Annotated in this window: 18 protein-coding genes; 3 read left to right on the top strand and 15 right to left on the bottom strand. The window is 71.5% G+C overall.

What is annotated here, in order from left to right; all coding sequences use genetic code 11:
* Positions 1-54: 54 nt before the first annotated feature.
* The 6 genes from AC6RUA_RS07920 to AC6RUA_RS07895 form a co-directional block, all read right to left on the bottom strand.
* On the bottom strand, positions 55-1,032 hold the full coding sequence (locus AC6RUA_RS07920; RefSeq protein WP_499812500.1) for an oxidoreductase: 978 nt from the start codon (positions 1,030-1,032) through the stop codon (positions 55-57).
* A gap of 44 nt (positions 1,033-1,076) precedes the next feature.
* Positions 1,077-2,039, bottom strand: a complete 963-nt coding sequence (gene corA, locus AC6RUA_RS07915; RefSeq protein ID WP_499812499.1) for a magnesium/cobalt transporter CorA — start codon at positions 2,037-2,039, stop codon at positions 1,077-1,079.
* Positions 2,036-2,200, bottom strand: coding sequence for a hypothetical protein (locus tag AC6RUA_RS07910; RefSeq protein ID WP_499812498.1), 165 nt, complete (start codon positions 2,198-2,200; stop codon positions 2,036-2,038). Before AC6RUA_RS07910 ends, corA begins: the two co-directional genes overlap by 4 nt.
* Positions 2,201-2,414: 214 nt before the next feature.
* Positions 2,415-2,702 carry a DUF5808 domain-containing protein gene (locus AC6RUA_RS07905; protein WP_499812497.1) on the bottom strand — a complete coding sequence of 96 codons (288 nt, stop codon included), beginning with the start codon at positions 2,700-2,702 and terminating at the stop codon, positions 2,415-2,417.
* Positions 2,703-2,799: 97 nt separating this feature from the next.
* Positions 2,800-4,398 carry a bifunctional N(6)-L-threonylcarbamoyladenine synthase/serine/threonine protein kinase gene (locus AC6RUA_RS07900; protein WP_499812496.1) on the bottom strand — a complete coding sequence of 533 codons (1,599 nt, stop codon included), beginning with the start codon at positions 4,396-4,398 and terminating at the stop codon, positions 2,800-2,802.
* 9 nt (positions 4,399-4,407) lie between these two features.
* Entirely contained in the window at positions 4,408-4,716 is a 309-nt protein-coding gene (locus AC6RUA_RS07895; RefSeq protein ID WP_499812495.1) for a 30S ribosomal protein S24e, read from the bottom strand.
* 462 nt (positions 4,717-5,178) lie between these two features.
* Between AC6RUA_RS07895 and AC6RUA_RS07890 the strand changes: the two genes are divergently transcribed.
* The gene (locus AC6RUA_RS07890; RefSeq protein WP_499812494.1) at positions 5,179-6,540 is read left to right on the top strand and encodes an SLC13 family permease; all 1,362 of its coding nucleotides are present in this window, start codon (positions 5,179-5,181) and stop codon (positions 6,538-6,540) included.
* Between the two features lie 62 nt (positions 6,541-6,602).
* Here the strand turns inward: AC6RUA_RS07890 and AC6RUA_RS07885 are convergent, their stop codons facing one another.
* Genes AC6RUA_RS07885 through AC6RUA_RS07865 form a run of 5 tightly spaced genes read right to left on the bottom strand, consistent with a single transcriptional unit; the run spans position 6,603 to position 9,553 of the window.
* Positions 6,603-7,127, bottom strand: a complete 525-nt coding sequence (locus AC6RUA_RS07885) for a GTP-dependent dephospho-CoA kinase family protein (RefSeq protein WP_499815378.1) — start codon at positions 7,125-7,127, stop codon at positions 6,603-6,605.
* 10 nt (positions 7,128-7,137) lie between these two features.
* Positions 7,138-7,335, bottom strand: a complete 198-nt coding sequence (gene spt4, locus AC6RUA_RS07880) for a transcription elongation factor subunit Spt4 (protein ID WP_499815377.1) — start codon at positions 7,333-7,335, stop codon at positions 7,138-7,140.
* Positions 7,336-7,911, bottom strand: coding sequence for a DNA-directed RNA polymerase (locus tag AC6RUA_RS07875; protein WP_499815376.1), 576 nt, complete (start codon positions 7,909-7,911; stop codon positions 7,336-7,338). It lies immediately after the preceding gene.
* Between the two features lie 3 nt (positions 7,912-7,914).
* Complete coding sequence (locus tag AC6RUA_RS07870; RefSeq protein WP_499815415.1) at positions 7,915-8,286, bottom strand: type II toxin-antitoxin system VapC family toxin; 372 nt, start codon at positions 8,284-8,286, stop codon at positions 7,915-7,917.
* 37 nt (positions 8,287-8,323) lie between these two features.
* Complete coding sequence (locus AC6RUA_RS07865; RefSeq protein WP_499815375.1) at positions 8,324-9,553, bottom strand: translation initiation factor IF-2 subunit gamma; 1,230 nt, start codon at positions 9,551-9,553, stop codon at positions 8,324-8,326.
* A 270-nt stretch (positions 9,554-9,823) separates the two neighbouring features.
* Between AC6RUA_RS07865 and AC6RUA_RS07860 the strand changes: the two genes are divergently transcribed.
* Complete coding sequence (locus AC6RUA_RS07860; protein WP_499815374.1) at positions 9,824-10,801, top strand: NOG1 family protein; 978 nt, start codon at positions 9,824-9,826, stop codon at positions 10,799-10,801.
* Positions 10,802-10,835: 34 nt separating this feature from the next.
* Here the strand turns inward: AC6RUA_RS07860 and AC6RUA_RS07855 are convergent, their stop codons facing one another.
* From AC6RUA_RS07855 to AC6RUA_RS07840, 4 genes are all read right to left on the bottom strand, one after another.
* A complete protein-coding gene (locus AC6RUA_RS07855) occupies positions 10,836-11,561 on the bottom strand; it encodes an SIMPL domain-containing protein (RefSeq protein ID WP_499815373.1) in 726 nt (241 codons plus the stop codon).
* 125 nt (positions 11,562-11,686) lie between these two features.
* Positions 11,687-13,096, bottom strand: coding sequence for a TIGR00341 family protein (locus AC6RUA_RS07850; protein WP_499815372.1), 1,410 nt, complete (start codon positions 13,094-13,096; stop codon positions 11,687-11,689).
* 82 nt (positions 13,097-13,178) lie between these two features.
* Positions 13,179-13,493 (bottom strand): hypothetical protein, encoded by a 315-nt coding sequence (locus AC6RUA_RS07845; protein WP_499815371.1) that lies wholly within the window; start codon positions 13,491-13,493, stop codon positions 13,179-13,181.
* 107 nt (positions 13,494-13,600) lie between these two features.
* Positions 13,601-14,305, bottom strand: a complete 705-nt coding sequence (locus tag AC6RUA_RS07840; protein ID WP_499815370.1) for a 5-formyltetrahydrofolate cyclo-ligase — start codon at positions 14,303-14,305, stop codon at positions 13,601-13,603.
* 167 nt (positions 14,306-14,472) lie between these two features.
* Here AC6RUA_RS07840 and AC6RUA_RS07835 point away from each other — a divergent pair, with 167 nt between their 5' ends.
* The gene (locus AC6RUA_RS07835; RefSeq protein ID WP_499815369.1) at positions 14,473-15,075 is read left to right on the top strand and encodes a DUF7344 domain-containing protein; all 603 of its coding nucleotides are present in this window, start codon (positions 14,473-14,475) and stop codon (positions 15,073-15,075) included.
* Positions 15,076-15,079: the final 4 nt, after the last annotated feature.

The raw sequence follows: 15,079 nt of genomic DNA, 5'->3' as shown, positions 1-15,079 counted from the left end.
GCCTCGCCGCCGCGTCGTCGCTGGGGCGGGTGGCGGCGCGGGTCGCCGTCCGGCTCACTCGTCCGCGTCGGCCGGCGTGGCGCTCTCGCCGCCGCCGGCCTCGAAGTCGTACGCGACCCCGGTGAGTTCCTCCGAGACCGCCCAGAGCCGTTCGGCGTCGCGTTCGTCGTACGACGCGGGGCTCGACCGCTGGACCGTCGGCGCGCCGCGCATGTCGAACGGGCCGCCCGGGCCGACGTACTCGCCGCCGTCGAGCGTCGGGTCGGTCGCGGCGTACAGCATCGGGAGCACGCCCCGTCGGGCCGACTGGGCGAACAGGGCGTTCAGTGCGTCCATGACGAGCGCTTTCGCTCGCGACCCCTCCTGTTCGGGGCCGCGCCGCTGGAGGTTCGTCGCCGCCCACCCCGGGTGACAGACGACGCTCGTCACGTCGTCGACGCCGGCGCGTCGGAGGCGGCGGTGGAGTTCGTAGCCGAACAGCACGTTCGCCAGTTTGCTCTGCGCGTAGGCCGCCCACTCGTCGTACGCGCGTTCGCTCTGGAGGTCCGAGAAGTCCACCTCCCCCCGCTCGTGCAGACCGCTCGACTGCGTGACGACGCGCGTCTCTCCCGGCGTGTCGACGAGTCGGTCGAGCAGCAGGCCGGTCAGCGCGAAGTGACCGAGGTGGTTGACGCCGAACTGCGTCTCGAAGCCGTCCGCCGTCTCCGACCGGGGAACCGCCATCACGCCGGCGTTGTTACAGAGCACGTGCAGGTCTCCCCCGACCGTGGCGGCGAACCGGCGGACGGACGCGAGGTCCGCCAGGTCGAGTTCGCGCACGTCCAGGTCGCCGGTCACGCCCTCGCGCTCCACGTCGTCTCGAGCGCGCTCACCTCGCTCGACGCTCCGGCAGGCCATCACCACGCGCGCGCCGACCCGCGCGAACGCTCTGGCGGCCTCGAGACCGAGGCCGCTGTTCGCGCCGGTCACCACCACCGTCTCCCCGTCCATCGCGGGCAGGTCGTCCCGCGTCCACCGACCGCGTGTACTCATCGGACCCGGTAGGGGACTCGCGGACAAAAACGCCCGCGGCGGCGTCACAGCCACCCCTCGCGGCTGAAGTACGCGACCAGCACGGCCGCGATACCGGCCATACCGAGCATGACGGCGGGGTACGCGTACGGCCAGCCGAGTTCGGGCATCGTCTCGAAGTTCATCCCGAACACGCCCGCGACGAACGTGAGCGGGAGCACCACCGTGGCGACGACGGTCAGCCGGCGCATCACCTCGTTGGTCGACTGCGAGAGCGCGTTCAGGTAGATGTCGCGCGCGCCGGCCGTCAGGTCGCGGTACGTCTCGGTGAGTTCGACCACCTGCACGAGGTGGTCGTACACGTCGCGGTAGTACTTCTCCGTCGCCTCGGCGACGTACTCGGCGTCCCCGCGGTAGAGCGCGTTCACCGCGTCCCGGGTGGGCCAGACGACCCGCCGAATCGACAGCAGGTCCCGGCGGAGGTCGTTTATCCGGCCGAGCGTCTCCGGGTCGGGCGCGTCCACGACGAGGTTCTCGACCGCCTCGATGTCGTCCTCCACCTCGTCGAGCAGCGAGAAGTAGCCGTCCACGACGCGGTCGAGCACGAGGTAGCCGACGAAGTCGGGACCGCGCGTCAGCGCGCGCCGCTCCGCGCCCGCGACGCGCCCCCAGACGGCGTCGACGGCGCTCACCTCGTCGGTGGTGAGCGTCACGAGCCACTCGTCGCCGACGAACACGCCGACTGGCTGGGTGCGTATCTCCTCGAGGAACGACGTCTCGCCCACCCGGAAGCGCGCCGCCTTCGCGAGCACGAACGTGTACTCGTCGAACGGTTCGGTCTTCGGCCGCACGTCGCTACACACGTCTTCGACGTGGAGCGGGTGGATGCCGAACCGCTCGGCGGTCCGGTCGAGTTCCGCGCGGTCGCCCGACGCCCACACCCACGTCGTCCCCGGCGCCCGGATGGCCGCCTCGGGGTCGTCGAACGCGTCCGCGCCGTCGGGCGTGTACGACAGCGAACGGGTCACGCGCCGGCCCCCCGTCCGTACGTCACCGCCACGAGCGTCACGCCGACCATCAGTCCCGCGAGACTCGCCTCCCGGCCGGGGTACGGCGCGACGACTCCGGCGACGTAGCCGGCCGTCGACAGCAGGACGAGCGCCGTCCCCGCGAGGAACGTCCGGTTCATACTCGTCGCGTCTCGCGGCGGGGGCCTAAGCCTTACACCCACCCGTCCGCTTCGTCGCGGCGCTCCCGGACTCGCGGGACCGCGCGCCCTCCCGGTTCTCGCTGTGGGTCGCGCACCGGCCGCGCCGCTGGGGAACGGAAGCGACGGTACGACCGGCGAGCGGTCGAGTCGCCCCCGACGAGAACGGACGCGGAGCCGGCGGCGTTCGGAGGTGTCAGTCGCTGACGACGACCTCGACGGGTTCGTCGTCCGCGGCGTCCGGGTCGGTCGCGCTCGCCTTCGACTTCGCGGACCGCTCCTGGTAGATGAGTACGCCCGCGACGAGGAGGACCGCCCACGCACGCCAGTTCGCCAGGTTCAGCGTGTAGCCGATGCCGAACGGTTTCTCGACGAGCATCTCCTCGTCGGGCTTCCAGTACGCCGACAGCATCCGCCCGACCGTGGGCGGGTCGAAGTTGTACGGGATACCGAACAGCTCCCCGGTCTGCGGTTTGTCGTCCATACGAGAGGTAACGCCGGCGTGGGATAAATCGTTTTGGCCCGCCGTGCGCGCCGGAGTCGCGCCGGGCGGACCGGCGCTCGTACGCGACGTGGCGACGCTACCGGTACCGACCGCGCCCCTCGACGGCCCGCAGGCGGTCGAGCACGCGCTCCGCGCCCGCCTCGCGGTAGCCCGCCTCGGCGGCCGTGACCAGCGGCTCCGGGTCGCTCGCCGTCCCCGCCACCGCCTGCTCGAACACGTGGAGGTCCATCGCGTAGTCCTCGACGTGGTCGGTGGCGTAGCCGAGGCCGAAGTCGATGAGGAACAGGCGGTCGCCGTCCGCGCCGTCGGCGACCCGGACGTTCCGCGTCGTCGGGTCGCCGTGGACCAGTCCGGCGTCGTGCAGGCGCGCGAGGTGGCGACCGACGACGCGGGCGCGTTCGGGCGAGAGCGCCGCCGCCAGGTCGCGGTCCCCCACGTACTGGAGCGTGAGCGTCGCCTCCCGCACGTCCACGTCGCGTACGAGCGGCGTCGGCACGCCGGCCCGGCGCGCGTCCGCCAGTAGCCGCGCCTCGCCGACCGTCCGCTCGCGCCGGAGCGTCGCGTCCAGTTCGGGGTGGCGGTACTCCTTCGGGAGCCGTCGCTTCACGACGGCGTCGCCGCCGACTTCGACGGTGGCCTCGGCCCCGCGCAGGGTCGACTCCGCGGGCGGTCGGCTCACCGACGCTCCGTCCCCCCGCCACGTCACGGGCACCTGGTCGGGCCGGAAGTCCGGGTCGACCGCCGAGTCGGGGACGGCGACGGTGTCGTCGGCGGCCGCCATCCGCGCGCCGAGCACCGCTATCATCCCCGCGTTGTCGCGGAGGAACCGGCCCTCGGGCGCGTAGAAGTCGGCGCCGCGCGCCTCGCACATGCCCGAGAGCATCGCCTGGAGCCGCCGATTCTGTCCGACACCGCCGCCGAGGATGAGTTCGTCCGACCCGGTGAGCGACAGCGCCCGCTCGGACACCTCCGTCAGCATGGCGAACACGTGCTCCTGCAGCGAGAAGCAGACGTCCTCGACGGGGACGCCGTCGTCGTACGCGTCCTTCGCGGCGCTCATGATGCCCGAGAACGAGAAGTCCATCCCCTTGACGACGTACGGCAGGTCGACGTACTCGCCCCCGTTCGCGTACTCCTCGACCTTCGGCCCCCCGGGGTGGCTCCAGCCGACGTGCCGGGTGAACTTGTCGATGGCGTTGCCGACGCCGGTGTCCATCGTCTCGCCGAGCACGCGGTAGCGGCCGTCGTGGTAGCCGAGCAGGTGCGCGTTCGCGCCGGAGGCGTTGAGACAGACCGGCGCGTCGAACCCGGAGCGGTGCCGGCCGATTTCGAGGTGCGCGACCATGTGGTTCACGCCGACGAGCGGCACGTCCAGCGTCGACGCGAGCGCTCGCGCGGCCGTCCCGACGATGCGGAGACAGGGGCCGAGCCCCGGGCCGCGCGAGAAGGCGACGGCGTCTATCGGGTCGGAGCCGTACGTCTCGCGGGCGCAGTTCAGGGTCGTGCGAACGACGCGCGGCACCGCGTCGCCCATGTGCTCGGCGGCCTCGCGCGGGTGGATGCCGCCGCTCTCGGGTTCGTACGCGTCGGACTCGATGGAGACGGAGTCGGTCTCGGCGTCGTAGACGGCGGCGCTCGCGCACCACGCCGTCCCTTCGATGCCGAGGACGCGCATCCGGCCGGGTTACGCTTCCTCGGCTTCCGCGTCCTCGTCGGCGCCGATGGCGTTCCGGTCGAGCATGTACGCCTGCTCCACGTCGTTCGCGTACTCGCTGTTCTCGTACACCTTCGCGTAGCCGATGGTCTTTCGCATCCCGAACTTCGTGTCGAGTTCGTGGACGACCACCTCGCCCGCCGCCTTGTCGAGTTTCGCCGCGAGCGAGTCGCGGACCTGCAGACGGGCGGGCGTCGCGTCCTCGTGGACGATCTCGAAGCGAACGTCGGTCCGGTGGAGCATGGGGTTCTCCTCCTCGGAGATGATTTCGATGTCCATGGGTCAGTTGCCGGAGAATCCGGCCAGTACGGGGAAAAGGATTTGGATTCGAGCCGGGATTTCGACGGACCGACCGCCCCGCGCGCCCGCTCGCCTGCCCAGGTTCCCCCGTCGGGCGGATCGTCCGCCGCGTCCTCGACGGGGCGCGTAGCCGGGCAGGGGGTCCGGGAGCGCGCAGCCGACGCCGCAGAACGGACACACCGTCTCGCGAGGGGTGACCCCCGTGAACTCGCCGTCGTTCGTGCCGTCGTCGCTCATGCGGACGGGATGGACGCGGACTCCACAAGCGTGCGTCCCGGTACCGGGTCGCGAAACGGCTTTGTTGCCGGCGGGTGAGACGCCGCCGATGCCCTCCGCACGCGACCGGGTCGTCGTCCTCGGAGCCGCCGCGTCCGCCGCGCTGCTCGCGCTCCCGGCGTACCCGGGGCTCTCGCCAGTGGGCGCGCGGACGCTCGCAGTCGCGTGGTTCGTCGCCGTCCTCTGGGTGACGGGGGCGGCGCGCTCCCGGTCGCGGCGCTGCTCGTCCCGCCGCTCGTCGTCGCCGCCGGCGCGGCCGACGCCGAGGCGGCGCTCGCCGGCTTCGCCGACCCCGTCGTCTTCCTCATGCTCTCGGGGTTCGTCCTCGCGGCGGCGCTCGAGCGCCACGGGGTCGACCGCCGGGTCGCGTACCGCGTCCTCCTCGCGACGGGGTCCTCGCCGCGCCGGCTCGTCCTCGGGGTGATGGTCGCCGCCGCGGGGCTGTCGATGCTCGTGTCGAACACGGCGACGGCGGCGATGCTCGCGCCCGTCGCGCTCGGTCTCGCCCGCGAGGCGGCCCCCGGCGACCGCAACCTCCGCACGGGGCTGCTGCTCGCCGTGGCGTACGGCGCGAGCGTCGGCGGCATCGGCACGCTCGTCGGGACGCCGCCGAACGCCATCGTCGCCGCCCAGCTGTCGGCGACGCTCGGCTACCGCATCTCGTTCGCCGCGTGGCTCGCCGTCGGCCTGCCGGTCGTCGCCGTCGCGCTCCCCGTGGCGTGGCTCCTGCTCGTCCGAGTGTACCCGCCGGCCGGCGCCGACGTGTCGGCGGCCCGCGAGCGCGCCCGGACGGCGCTCCGCGAGGCCGGGTCGCTCGACCCCGCCGGTCGGCGGACGGTGGCCGTCTTCGCCGCCACCGTCGCGCTGTGGGTGCTCGGCGGGCTGGGGTTCGCGTTCCGGAGCGTCCTGCCCGCCGGCGTCCACGCGGCGCTGTTCGGGACGGGGGGTACGACGGGACTCCTGAACTACGTCGTCGTCGGGCTGTTCGCGGTGGCGGCGCTCGTGGTCTCGAACTGCGTCGACGCGGACGCCGCGCTCGACGTCGACTGGGGGACGCTCGTCCTGTTCGGCGGCGGCATCTCGCTGGCCGAGGCGCTCGCGCGCGCCGGCGTGGTCGAGTGGGTCGCCGGGCTGACCGTCGCCGCGTTCGGGGCGGTGCCGCTGGTCGCGCTCCTGGGCGGGGTCGTCCTGGTCGCGGTCCTGCTGTCGGAACTCGCGTCGAACACGGCGACAGCGGCCGTGTTGACGCCGTTCCTCGTCGGCGTCGGCCCGGCGTACGCGGGCGCGTTCGGCGGCGACGCGACGGCGGCGGCCGTGACGCTCGCGCTCGCGGGCGGGCTCGCGTCGAGTTTCGGGTTCGCGCTCCCGGTCGCGACGCCACCCAACGCCATCGTGTTCGGGACCGACGCGGTCTCTCGCCGGGAGATGCTGCGTGCGGGCGTCAGGCTCGACCTCCTCCTGGGTGCGCTGCTCGTGGGTCTGGTGCTCGTCCTCTCCAGAACCGTCTGGCCCGCCGCGTTGCCGTGACTCGGCGGCGCTCGTCGGGGGACCGGAACCGCGCGCCCGGCCGCTCTTCGTCGCTTCTCCCCTCACTCCAGCCGCGCCAGCGCGGCGTCGCTGTCCCCGTCCATCCGCCCGAGGAGGGCGCGCGCCTCCGCCTTCGATTCGGGCGTCACCGCGACCAGCACCATCCCCTCGCCGGGCTGACCGTAGACGACGCTCGCGCCCTCCGGGGCGGCGACGATTGCCGGAACGGTCGCGAGGTCCTCCTCGCCGGTGACGTGGACGACGGTCGACCGGCCGGCGCCGAGCGCCTCCCGGAGCGCGTCAAGTAGCGCGTTCGACAGCGTCGCGGGCTCGTTCTCCACCTCGATGCGGGGGTCGTCGTCGTCGAGTACCGCCGCCACCTCGGCGCTCACGGCCTCCCGCTCGGTCCTCCCGTCGACGACGGCCACGTCCGGGTCGCGTCCGGCGACGCGGAGGTGGTAGGTGACCACGTCGCCGACGGCGACCACCGGGTCGCCCGCGTCCGCCAGCAGTCGCTCCGCGTCGGTGTAGACGGGCCCGAGCGGGTCTTTGAACGCCGAACGGAGGTCCTCCGGAAGGCGGAGCATCGCTCCGGGTTCAGCGGACCTTCAGCGCGTAGCTGCCGGCCTTGGTGACGTTCATCTCGGGAGCGATCTCGGACTGTTCGGGGTGGGAGATGATGACGTAGCCGGCCCAGTCCTCCGTCAGCGAGGAGGAACCGCAGTTCTCGCACGTCTGGGCGTTCGGGTCGTTCACGAAGTGACACTCGCGGCAGGCGAGCCGGTCCTCCGCCATTCAGTTCCCCTCCGCGGTCGCCTCGTCGCGCTTGGCCGCCTCGTCTTCGAGCCAGCCGTGCTTGCCGAGTCCGGGCTGTTTGGCCGTGAGTCCGATCTTCGAGTCGCGGGGGTTCCGCTCGTCGATGCTCTTCGTGACGATGCGCACGCGGACCGCGTCCTCGACGCCGAGCGTCTGGTTCGACTCCGTCGAGGCCAACTGCTGGTTCTCGCCGTCGTACGCCAGATACTCGTCGGATATCTGCGAGACGTGCAGCAGGCCGTCCACCGGCCCGATGCCGACGAACGCGCCGAACTCGACCACCTCGACGACGTTCCCGTCGACGACCTCCTGCATATCGGGGTCGAACGTGATGGCGTCGAACTCCGCCTCGTAGTAGACGCCCGGCCTGCTCGGGAGCACCGCTCCCTCCCCGATGTCGTGTACCTCGCTGACGCTCACGATACTGCCGACGTCCTCGTCCATCCGTCCTTCCAGCTTGTCCTGTAGGAGTTTGCGAACCCGGTCGGTGGTGACATCCGCCAGGTGTTCCGGCGGCACCTCGACCGTGTCCTTGAGTCGTACCCGTTTGTACATATGCTATGGTTCTGTTACCGCCAGTGTGTTCTCGCCCCTTAAACAGATTACGCGAACGTCGCGCTCGCGCAGTCGCCGTTTGAGGGGACCGTCGTTCGTGACGACGTAGGTGTCGGCCGCACCCGCCTCGCCGTCGTCGCTCCCGCCCGTCGCGAGTTCGACCACGGCGTCGTCGGCGTACGACGCCGTCGTCTCCACGACGCGGCACCGCTCCGCCAGGTCGCGACCGACCGCGGCGGCGGTGCCCTCCGCGCCGTTCGACTCGCTTAGCTTCTCCAGTTCGTCGACGACGGCCGCCGGCGTCACCAACTCCGCGTCGGCGACCAGCCGGTCGAGCTCCTCGAACACGCGCACGCCGCACTCGACCGGCATCATGAGCGCGTTCGTGTCGAGGACGACCGTCGCCACGGCGTCAGTCCGCCAGGGTGCCGACGCCGATGAGCCGCCAGCGCGCGCCCATCCGCCGGTTGATGGCGATCTTCGCGCCGTCCTCGGCGCAGACGGGCCGCTTCAGCGACACCTCGCACTCGCCCTCGCGCGCGCTCGTCACCGCGCCGACGGTGGTGGCCGTCCCCACGGTGAGCATCAGCGGTTCGCCCGTGGATATCTCGTCCACCTCGCCCTCGCCGACGACCCGGTCGAGCAGTTCGACGCTCATCTCGAACCCCTCGCGCGTCGGCGGGAGCGTCCCGGGTTCGCCCGCGACCTGCCCGGCGAGCGCGTCCCCCTTCGTCAGGCTCGGGTCGAGTCCCGTCCCGACGCCGAGGAGACCGCCGGGGGTGACCGTCTCGACCGGGTTGCCGCCGGCCTGGAGCGAGCGGACGTTCGTCTCGATGGAGCGGTACTCGGACTGGCCCCCCTCCTCGACCTCGCGGCCGGGGCGGAGTTCCAGGTCGTCGTCGTTCTCGAGCGTCCCCTGTGCGAGCGACCCGCCGAGCACGCCGCCCAGCAGGTCGTCGGCGGTCGTCCCGGGACGGTTGATGTCGAACGAGCGCGCGACCAGCATCCGCGACGGGAGCGTCTCGTCGCGGTCGGGGGTGGGTATCTCCTCTTCGAGCGCCCCGATGAGGAGGTCCATGTTTATCTCCTGCTGGGCGCTGAGCGGAACGATAGGGGCGTCCTCGGCGACCGTCCCCTCGACGAACTCGCGTATCTGCTGGTAGTTCTCGCGAGCGCGGTCGGCGTCGACCAGGTCGATCTTGTTCTGGGCGACGACGATGTTGTCGATGCCGATGATGTCGAGCGCCATCAGGTGCTCTTCGGTCTGCGCCTGCGGCACGTCCTCGGTCGCGGACACGACGAGCACCGCGCCGTCCATGATGGCCGCCCCGGACAGCATCGTCGCCATCAGCGTCTCGTGGCCCGGCGCGTCGACGAACGAGACCGTCCGCAGCACCTCGGTCTCGACGTCGTGGTCCGGGCACGTCTCCTCGACGGTGTAACACTCGGGCTCGTCGCACTCGGGACACCTGCGCAGGGTCGCGTCCGCGTACCCCAGTCTGATGGAGATGCCGCGGCGCATCTCCTCGCTGTGCTGGTCGGTCCACGACCCCGAGAGCGCCTGGACGAGCGTGGTCTTCCCGTGGTCCACGTGGCCGACGAGTCCGATGTTCACCTCCGGTTGTGTTTTCTCCGTCACCATTGACCTCCTGAAGGGATAATCTCGTACGGAAGTCGCCCCGAGCGAGTGATAAAGGTGCTGTTCTCGCGATTTGCGCCCCTCGTCGGGGTTCGCTCGGCATCGGCGCTCTCGTGCGCGGAAACGGGCGTCGACGCGTCGTTCGCGCTCCCGCGTTCTCGTCGCGGCTTCGGACCGGGACAGTCTCCGGTCCCCCCGGTTCGCGCCGAAACCCGCGAACGGACGGGCTTATACGCCGTCGCCGTCAACGACGGACGACACGAGTACCTCGCCATGCTCTTCGAGAACCTCCCCACGACGCCCCGCAGCGAGGAACTCCTCGACAAGGCGTTCTCCCGCGCCGCCCGCGCCGGCCGCGCCAAACAGGGCCTCGAGGCCCAGGAGTCGATGCTGCGTACCGCCGCGAACATCCTGTCGGACAACCTCGAGAACGTCAGCACGGAGTGGCCCGACTTCGAGTACGAGGTCGACCCGTTCTACTACGAACTCGCCGACGCAATCGTGGACGTCGACGAGTTGCGACAGGCGCTCTCGAAGGTGAACTGGGCGTCCCGGCAGATAGCCGACCTGCGCTCGGAGTACGCGAGCAAGATACGCCGCGCGGACGTCGAGACGGCGAGAAAACACCGCAAGCAGGCGTTCGCCCGGATGGCCGACATCATGGACCAGGTCGAGGACGACCTCCTGACGGTCGGCGAGGCGCGCGACGCGCTGAGAGGGTTGCCCGACGTCCGACCGGACGAACCGGCCATCGTCGTCGCGGGCTACCCCAACGTCGGGAAGTCGTCGTTCGTGAACCGGGTCACCCGCGCGCGCAACGACATCGCCTCCTACCCGTTCACGACGAAGGCAGTCGGAATCGGTCACTTCGAGCGCGACCGAATCAGGTACCAGATAATCGACACGCCGGGGCTGCTCGACCGGCCCGCCGAGGAGCGCAACGACATCGAGCGGCAGGCGGTCTCGGCGCTCACGCACCTCGCGGACGCCGTCGTCTTCGTCGTGGACGCGTCGGGCGACTGCGGCTACCCGCTGTCGGCGCAGTTGGCGCTCCGGGACGCGGTGACCGAGCAGTTCGACGCGCCCGTCCTCACGGTGTGTAACAAGAGCGACCGCTCGCGCGACGTGGACGCGGACGCGTACATGAGCGTCACGGAAGACGAGAACGTCGACGGGGTGCTCGACCTGGCCGTGGAGGCGGTCGGGTTCGAACCCGACCTCCCGACGCGCGGCGAGGGAGCGACCCGGTAGGCCGATTCTCGGCCTCTCGGACCGACCCTTACTCTTACTCCAGTTCGTACGTCACGCTGACCGACGCGGTGACCGTCACCGGGCCGGGTTCGAACGTCGTCCCGCCGGCGGAGTCGGCCGTCTCGCGGGCGGCGTACGGGATGCCTCCGCCGTCGGAGCCGACGTCGACCGAGACGACTTCGCCGGCCGTCCGGTCGACCGCGCCGGCGGCCGCGTCGGCGTCGGCTCTCGCGTCGGCCATCGCGGCGGCGACGGCCTCCGCGCGGAGGTCCGCGCGCCGTTCGTCGCTCAGCCCGAAGCGGACGCCGTCGACCCGGTTCGCCCCGTTGTCGACCGCGAGGTCGACCGCCTCGCCGGCCCGGTCGACGGGGGCCGCTATCTCGAACGTCTGGACGGCGCGGTAGCCGACGAGTTCGCGCGTCTCCCCGCTGTGGTCGTACTCGGGCGAGAGGTAGTAGCCGGTCGTCTCGGCGGTCAGGCCGGCGTCCTCGAACGCGGTCCGGAGCGTCTCGGAGTCCGACGCGACCGCGTCGCGGGCCGCCGCGGCCGTGTCGGCGCTCGCCTCGACGGCGACGCTCACGTGAGCCACGTCGGGGTCGGCGCTCGCCTCGCCGGTCCCGCCGGCGGTGACGGTGTCTCTGGTGGCGTCGTCCGCCGAGACGACGCTCGCTTCGTCGCTCGGTGTCGTCGTGGTCGCCGCCCCGGCGCACCCCGCGAGGAGCACGGTCAGGGCCGCGAGGAGAGCGTACTTCGAGTTCACACACGATATACGCCGGCTGACAGCTTGAACCTGCGCTAGACACAAAGAACGGTTTGACGTATCGACGGCGAGCGGTCGGACCCGCCGAACCGTGCTCACTCCGTCCGGACCGCAGAGACGGGAGTTCAGTCGCTCCCCGGCGTCGGGGTGGGGACGGGCGTCTCCTCGGTCCCGTTCGTGCTCCCGCTTCCTCCACTCCCGGGGTCCCCCGGGTCCGTCTGGCCGGTCGTCTCGGCCGTCTCCATCGGCACGTACCGGACGGAGATGTCCACCTGCGCCGAGGGGCCGAGTCCCAGCAGCGCGGTGCGGTCGCCCGAGAGGCGTCTGGCCAACTCTTCGGCTATCGCCTTGGGGTTCTCCCCGAGCTGGTGGCCGACGGTGACCGTCGCGGCGGTCGGCTGGCGGATCGGATACCCCCCGTACGTCACCTCCACACTGAGTACCCTCTCGTTCGTGCCGACGAGTTCCCTCGCCTCGTTCTGGACGGACGTCTCGAACTGCGCGCTCTCGTAGGAGGCGACGGTGACCGCCGCGAGCACCGACGTGGCGAGGAGGATGACGACGGTGAGCACCGCGGCGCGCTTGACGGTCCGCGCGCGTGCGTCGCTGAACTGGAACAGCCTGTCCGGTCGGTACCCCCGGTACCACAGCACGACGATGGCGGCGAGGTTGATCGACAGGAAGTTGACGACGACCAGCATCGCCGACCCGCTGACGGCCATCGGCTCGCCCCACGCGAGGCCGATGCCGATGACGGCGATGGGCGGGACGAGCGCCGCGGCGATCATGACGCCGACGAGCGCGGCCGACACCCCCGACGAGAGCGACAGCGCGCCCGCGATGCCGGCCCCGATGGCGATGGGCAACGAGAGCACGTCCGGCGCCAGTCGTTCGCGGACCTCGCCGAGGGCGAACACCTCCTCGGCGGTGAACGGGACGGCGTGCGTGAACCGGACCGCGGCGGCGAACACGGCCGCGCTGGCGACCGCGAGCACGAGACCGATCGCCTGGAGGCGCACGCCGCGTCTGAACATCTCGCTGTTGTTGACGACGGTGCCGACGCTCGTCGCCATCGCCGGGCCGACGAGCGGCGCGATGACCATCGACCCGACGACGACGGCGGGCGAGTCGAGTAACAGGCCGGCGGTCGCGACGACGGAACTGATGGCCGTCATGACGAGGAACGGCATCCAGTCGGGCGCCATCGACCTGGCGTCGGCGATGATCTCCTCGCGGGCGATGCGGTTGTCGCTCTCGCCCGCCTCCTCGTACTGCTCCTCCAGCCGCTCGAACCGGTTCGAGATGACCGTCTCGGCGTTGAGCACGACCGTGTACGCGTCCCGTTCCAGCCCCGCCTCCCGCAGTTTCTCGAGCACCGGTTCCACCGCCCCGACCGGGAGGGGGAACGAGACGACGGCGGTGTAGTCGCGGCCGCTCGTCTCGTCGGAGAGCACGTACTCGATGCCCTCGTCGTCGAGCACGGACAGCACCGTCTGTCGTTTCCCCGCCGGGACCATCACCTGAACGAGTCGCACGCCGGTACGCTCTCTCCCGCCCGCCAAAACGTTCCCGCTCTCGGACTCGTCCCCGTCGGCGGCGCGTGTCCCCGAACGGACGCTACTCGACGGCCGCCCGGACCGCGAGCGTCGGCGGAACGGTCGCCATCGGGTCGGGCCTGTGGCTCCACTGTTCCCGGTACGCGTCGGGGTCGTCGACGCCGGGTTCACGCGGCCACTCGACGCCGAACCCGGCGTCCACGAGCGCACCGTGCACCTCGCCGACGGTGTGGCGATACACGGTCATCTCCGGGTCGGTGTCGCCGACGGACGTGCGCTCGGGCGTCGCGTCGAAGTAGCGCCGCTCGAACTCGTACGTCTCGGGGTCGAACCCTCTCGAACGGGGTGCGGTATTCCGAAGAGAAACGCCCCGCACGGACGGAGGACTCGCGCCGCCTCCGTGAAACACGCCTCGAGGGTGTCGCCCATCTGGAACGCCCACGACGAGAACGCGGGTCGACCCGGGCCGGTCGTCGCTCCACCTCACCGGTCCCGGAGTCGTCGGAGGACCGGTATCTCGTCGAACCGCTCTCCGTCGAGCGCGCCCCAGTCGATACCGGGAGGCTTGGCGGTCGACGCGGGCCGAATCGACCGCTCCGGCGTGTGTATCGCGTCCATCGGGACGTCGTGGGCCGCCGTCGCAACCGGGTCGTCGACGACCTGCCGCTCGTGGACCGTCGTCGCGGTCACCGTCTCGTCGTCGACCAGTCCGAACTCCCGGAGGACGCCGAACTCCAGGTCGCTGTACCCCTCGCCCTTTCCGACCCGTTCGCCGCGTTCGGTCACTGCGACGCTCCCCGAGACGACGAGGTCGACCGGTTCCATCCCCTCGGGGCCGACCTGCACGCCCGCGTCCGCCGCTCCGCCGACGGTCGTCGCGCCGTCGACGTCGTCCACCTCGTCGGGGTCGAGTCTGAGGAAGCAGTCCGCCTCGCGCAACCGCGGAACGGCCACGTAGAGCGTCTTCCCGGCGCGGAGCGCCGCCCGTCTGACGGGGAGTTGCGGGGCGTCTGGGTTCGACTTGAGCACGTCCGCGTCCCGCCACTCCTCGCTCGCGGCGAGTCGGTCGGCCGCCGCGTCCGCGCCGGCGAAGTTGGGGATTCGACCGTGTGGCGGGTACGGGAACCGAGCCTCATCGCTCGCCTCCAGGTCGTCCCAGACCCGTTCCCGGAGCGACTGTTTCTCCATGCTCGCCCGTTCGTCTCGGGAGCACAAAGACGCCCCGCGTCGCTGCGCCGCGCCTCCGACCGGAACGGCCGAAACAGTCGGGACTGTTCCGTCGGGCGATTGCAACCGGGACAACCGTCACAACGGCCCGCCCGGCTTATGGTTATCTACAGACGAGGTGGTTTCGAATGCAATCCGATTCCCTCCACCGGGCACGGGGAAGCGACGGGCTCCTGTCGGACGACGTCTCGAACCGGGAACTCGACGACGACACCGCGTTCGCGCTCCTGAGGAGCGTGCGGCGTCGGGCGGCGATCCGTCACCTCGCGTCGGCGTCGGGGTCGGTTCGGTTCTCCGACCTCGCCGACGCGGTGGCGGCGCGCGAGGCGGACGGCGGACTCCTGGCCGACGCGGAGCGGGCCGCCGCCCGTCGTCGAGTCGCCGTCTCGCTCCAGCAGGTCCACCTCCCGAAACTCGCCGACGCCGGGGTCGTCACGTACGACAGACGGGCGAACACCGTCGCCGCGACTCGGAGGCTCGACGCGCTCAGAGCGCGGCTCGCCCGCTCGACGGCGGCGGACGACTCGGGCGACACTCGCGCCTCGCGCGGCCTCCTCGCGTCCGCGTCGGTCGCGTTCGCCGCGGCGACGGTCACGACGCTCCTGCTCGCGGACGGCGTCGTCGCGGCGTTGGCGGCGTCCACGCCAGCGCTCGTCGCCGGGGCCGTCGTCGCGTTCGTGGTCTTCGGTGCGCTCTCCGCGGCGAGCGTCGGGCGTTCGTCCGCCGACTGACGGT

It is taken from the genome of Halorarum sp. SLYT50 (assembly GCF_059821265.1).
Note: the sequence above shows the minus strand (reverse complement) of the source record. Positions and strands in the feature narration are given on the sequence as shown.

Bases quoted from the DNA above. Each gene is read 5' to 3' on its own strand.
- AC6RUA_RS07920 (WP_499812500.1), bottom strand. From the start codon at position 1,032: ATGAGTACACGCGGTCGGTGGACGCGGGACGACCTGCCCGCGATGGAC.
- AC6RUA_RS07910 (WP_499812498.1), bottom strand. From the start codon at position 2,200: ATGAACCGGACGTTCCTCGCGGGGACGGCGCTCGTCCTGCTGTCGACG.
- AC6RUA_RS07905 (WP_499812497.1), bottom strand. From the start codon at position 2,702: ATGGACGACAAACCGCAGACCGGGGAGCTGTTCGGTATCCCGTACAAC.
- AC6RUA_RS07900 (WP_499812496.1), bottom strand. From the start codon at position 4,398: ATGCGCGTCCTCGGCATCGAAGGGACGGCGTGGTGCGCGAGCGCCGCC.
- AC6RUA_RS07895 (WP_499812495.1), bottom strand. From the start codon at position 4,716: ATGGACATCGAAATCATCTCCGAGGAGGAGAACCCCATGCTCCACCGG.
- AC6RUA_RS07885 (WP_499815378.1), bottom strand. From the start codon at position 7,127: ATGCTCCGCCTTCCGGAGGACCTCCGTTCGGCGTTCAAAGACCCGCTC.
- spt4 (WP_499815377.1), bottom strand. From the start codon at position 7,335: ATGGCGGAGGACCGGCTCGCCTGCCGCGAGTGTCACTTCGTGAACGAC.
- AC6RUA_RS07875 (WP_499815376.1), bottom strand. From the start codon at position 7,911: ATGTACAAACGGGTACGACTCAAGGACACGGTCGAGGTGCCGCCGGAA.
- AC6RUA_RS07870 (WP_499815415.1), bottom strand. From the start codon at position 8,286: ATGATGCCGGTCGAGTGCGGCGTGCGCGTGTTCGAGGAGCTCGACCGG.
- AC6RUA_RS07865 (WP_499815375.1), bottom strand. From the start codon at position 9,553: ATGGTGACGGAGAAAACACAACCGGAGGTGAACATCGGACTCGTCGGC.
- AC6RUA_RS07860 (WP_499815374.1), top strand. From the start codon at position 9,824: ATGCTCTTCGAGAACCTCCCCACGACGCCCCGCAGCGAGGAACTCCTC.
- AC6RUA_RS07840 (WP_499815370.1), bottom strand. From the start codon at position 14,305: ATGGAGAAACAGTCGCTCCGGGAACGGGTCTGGGACGACCTGGAGGCG.
- AC6RUA_RS07835 (WP_499815369.1), top strand. From the start codon at position 14,473: ATGCAATCCGATTCCCTCCACCGGGCACGGGGAAGCGACGGGCTCCTG.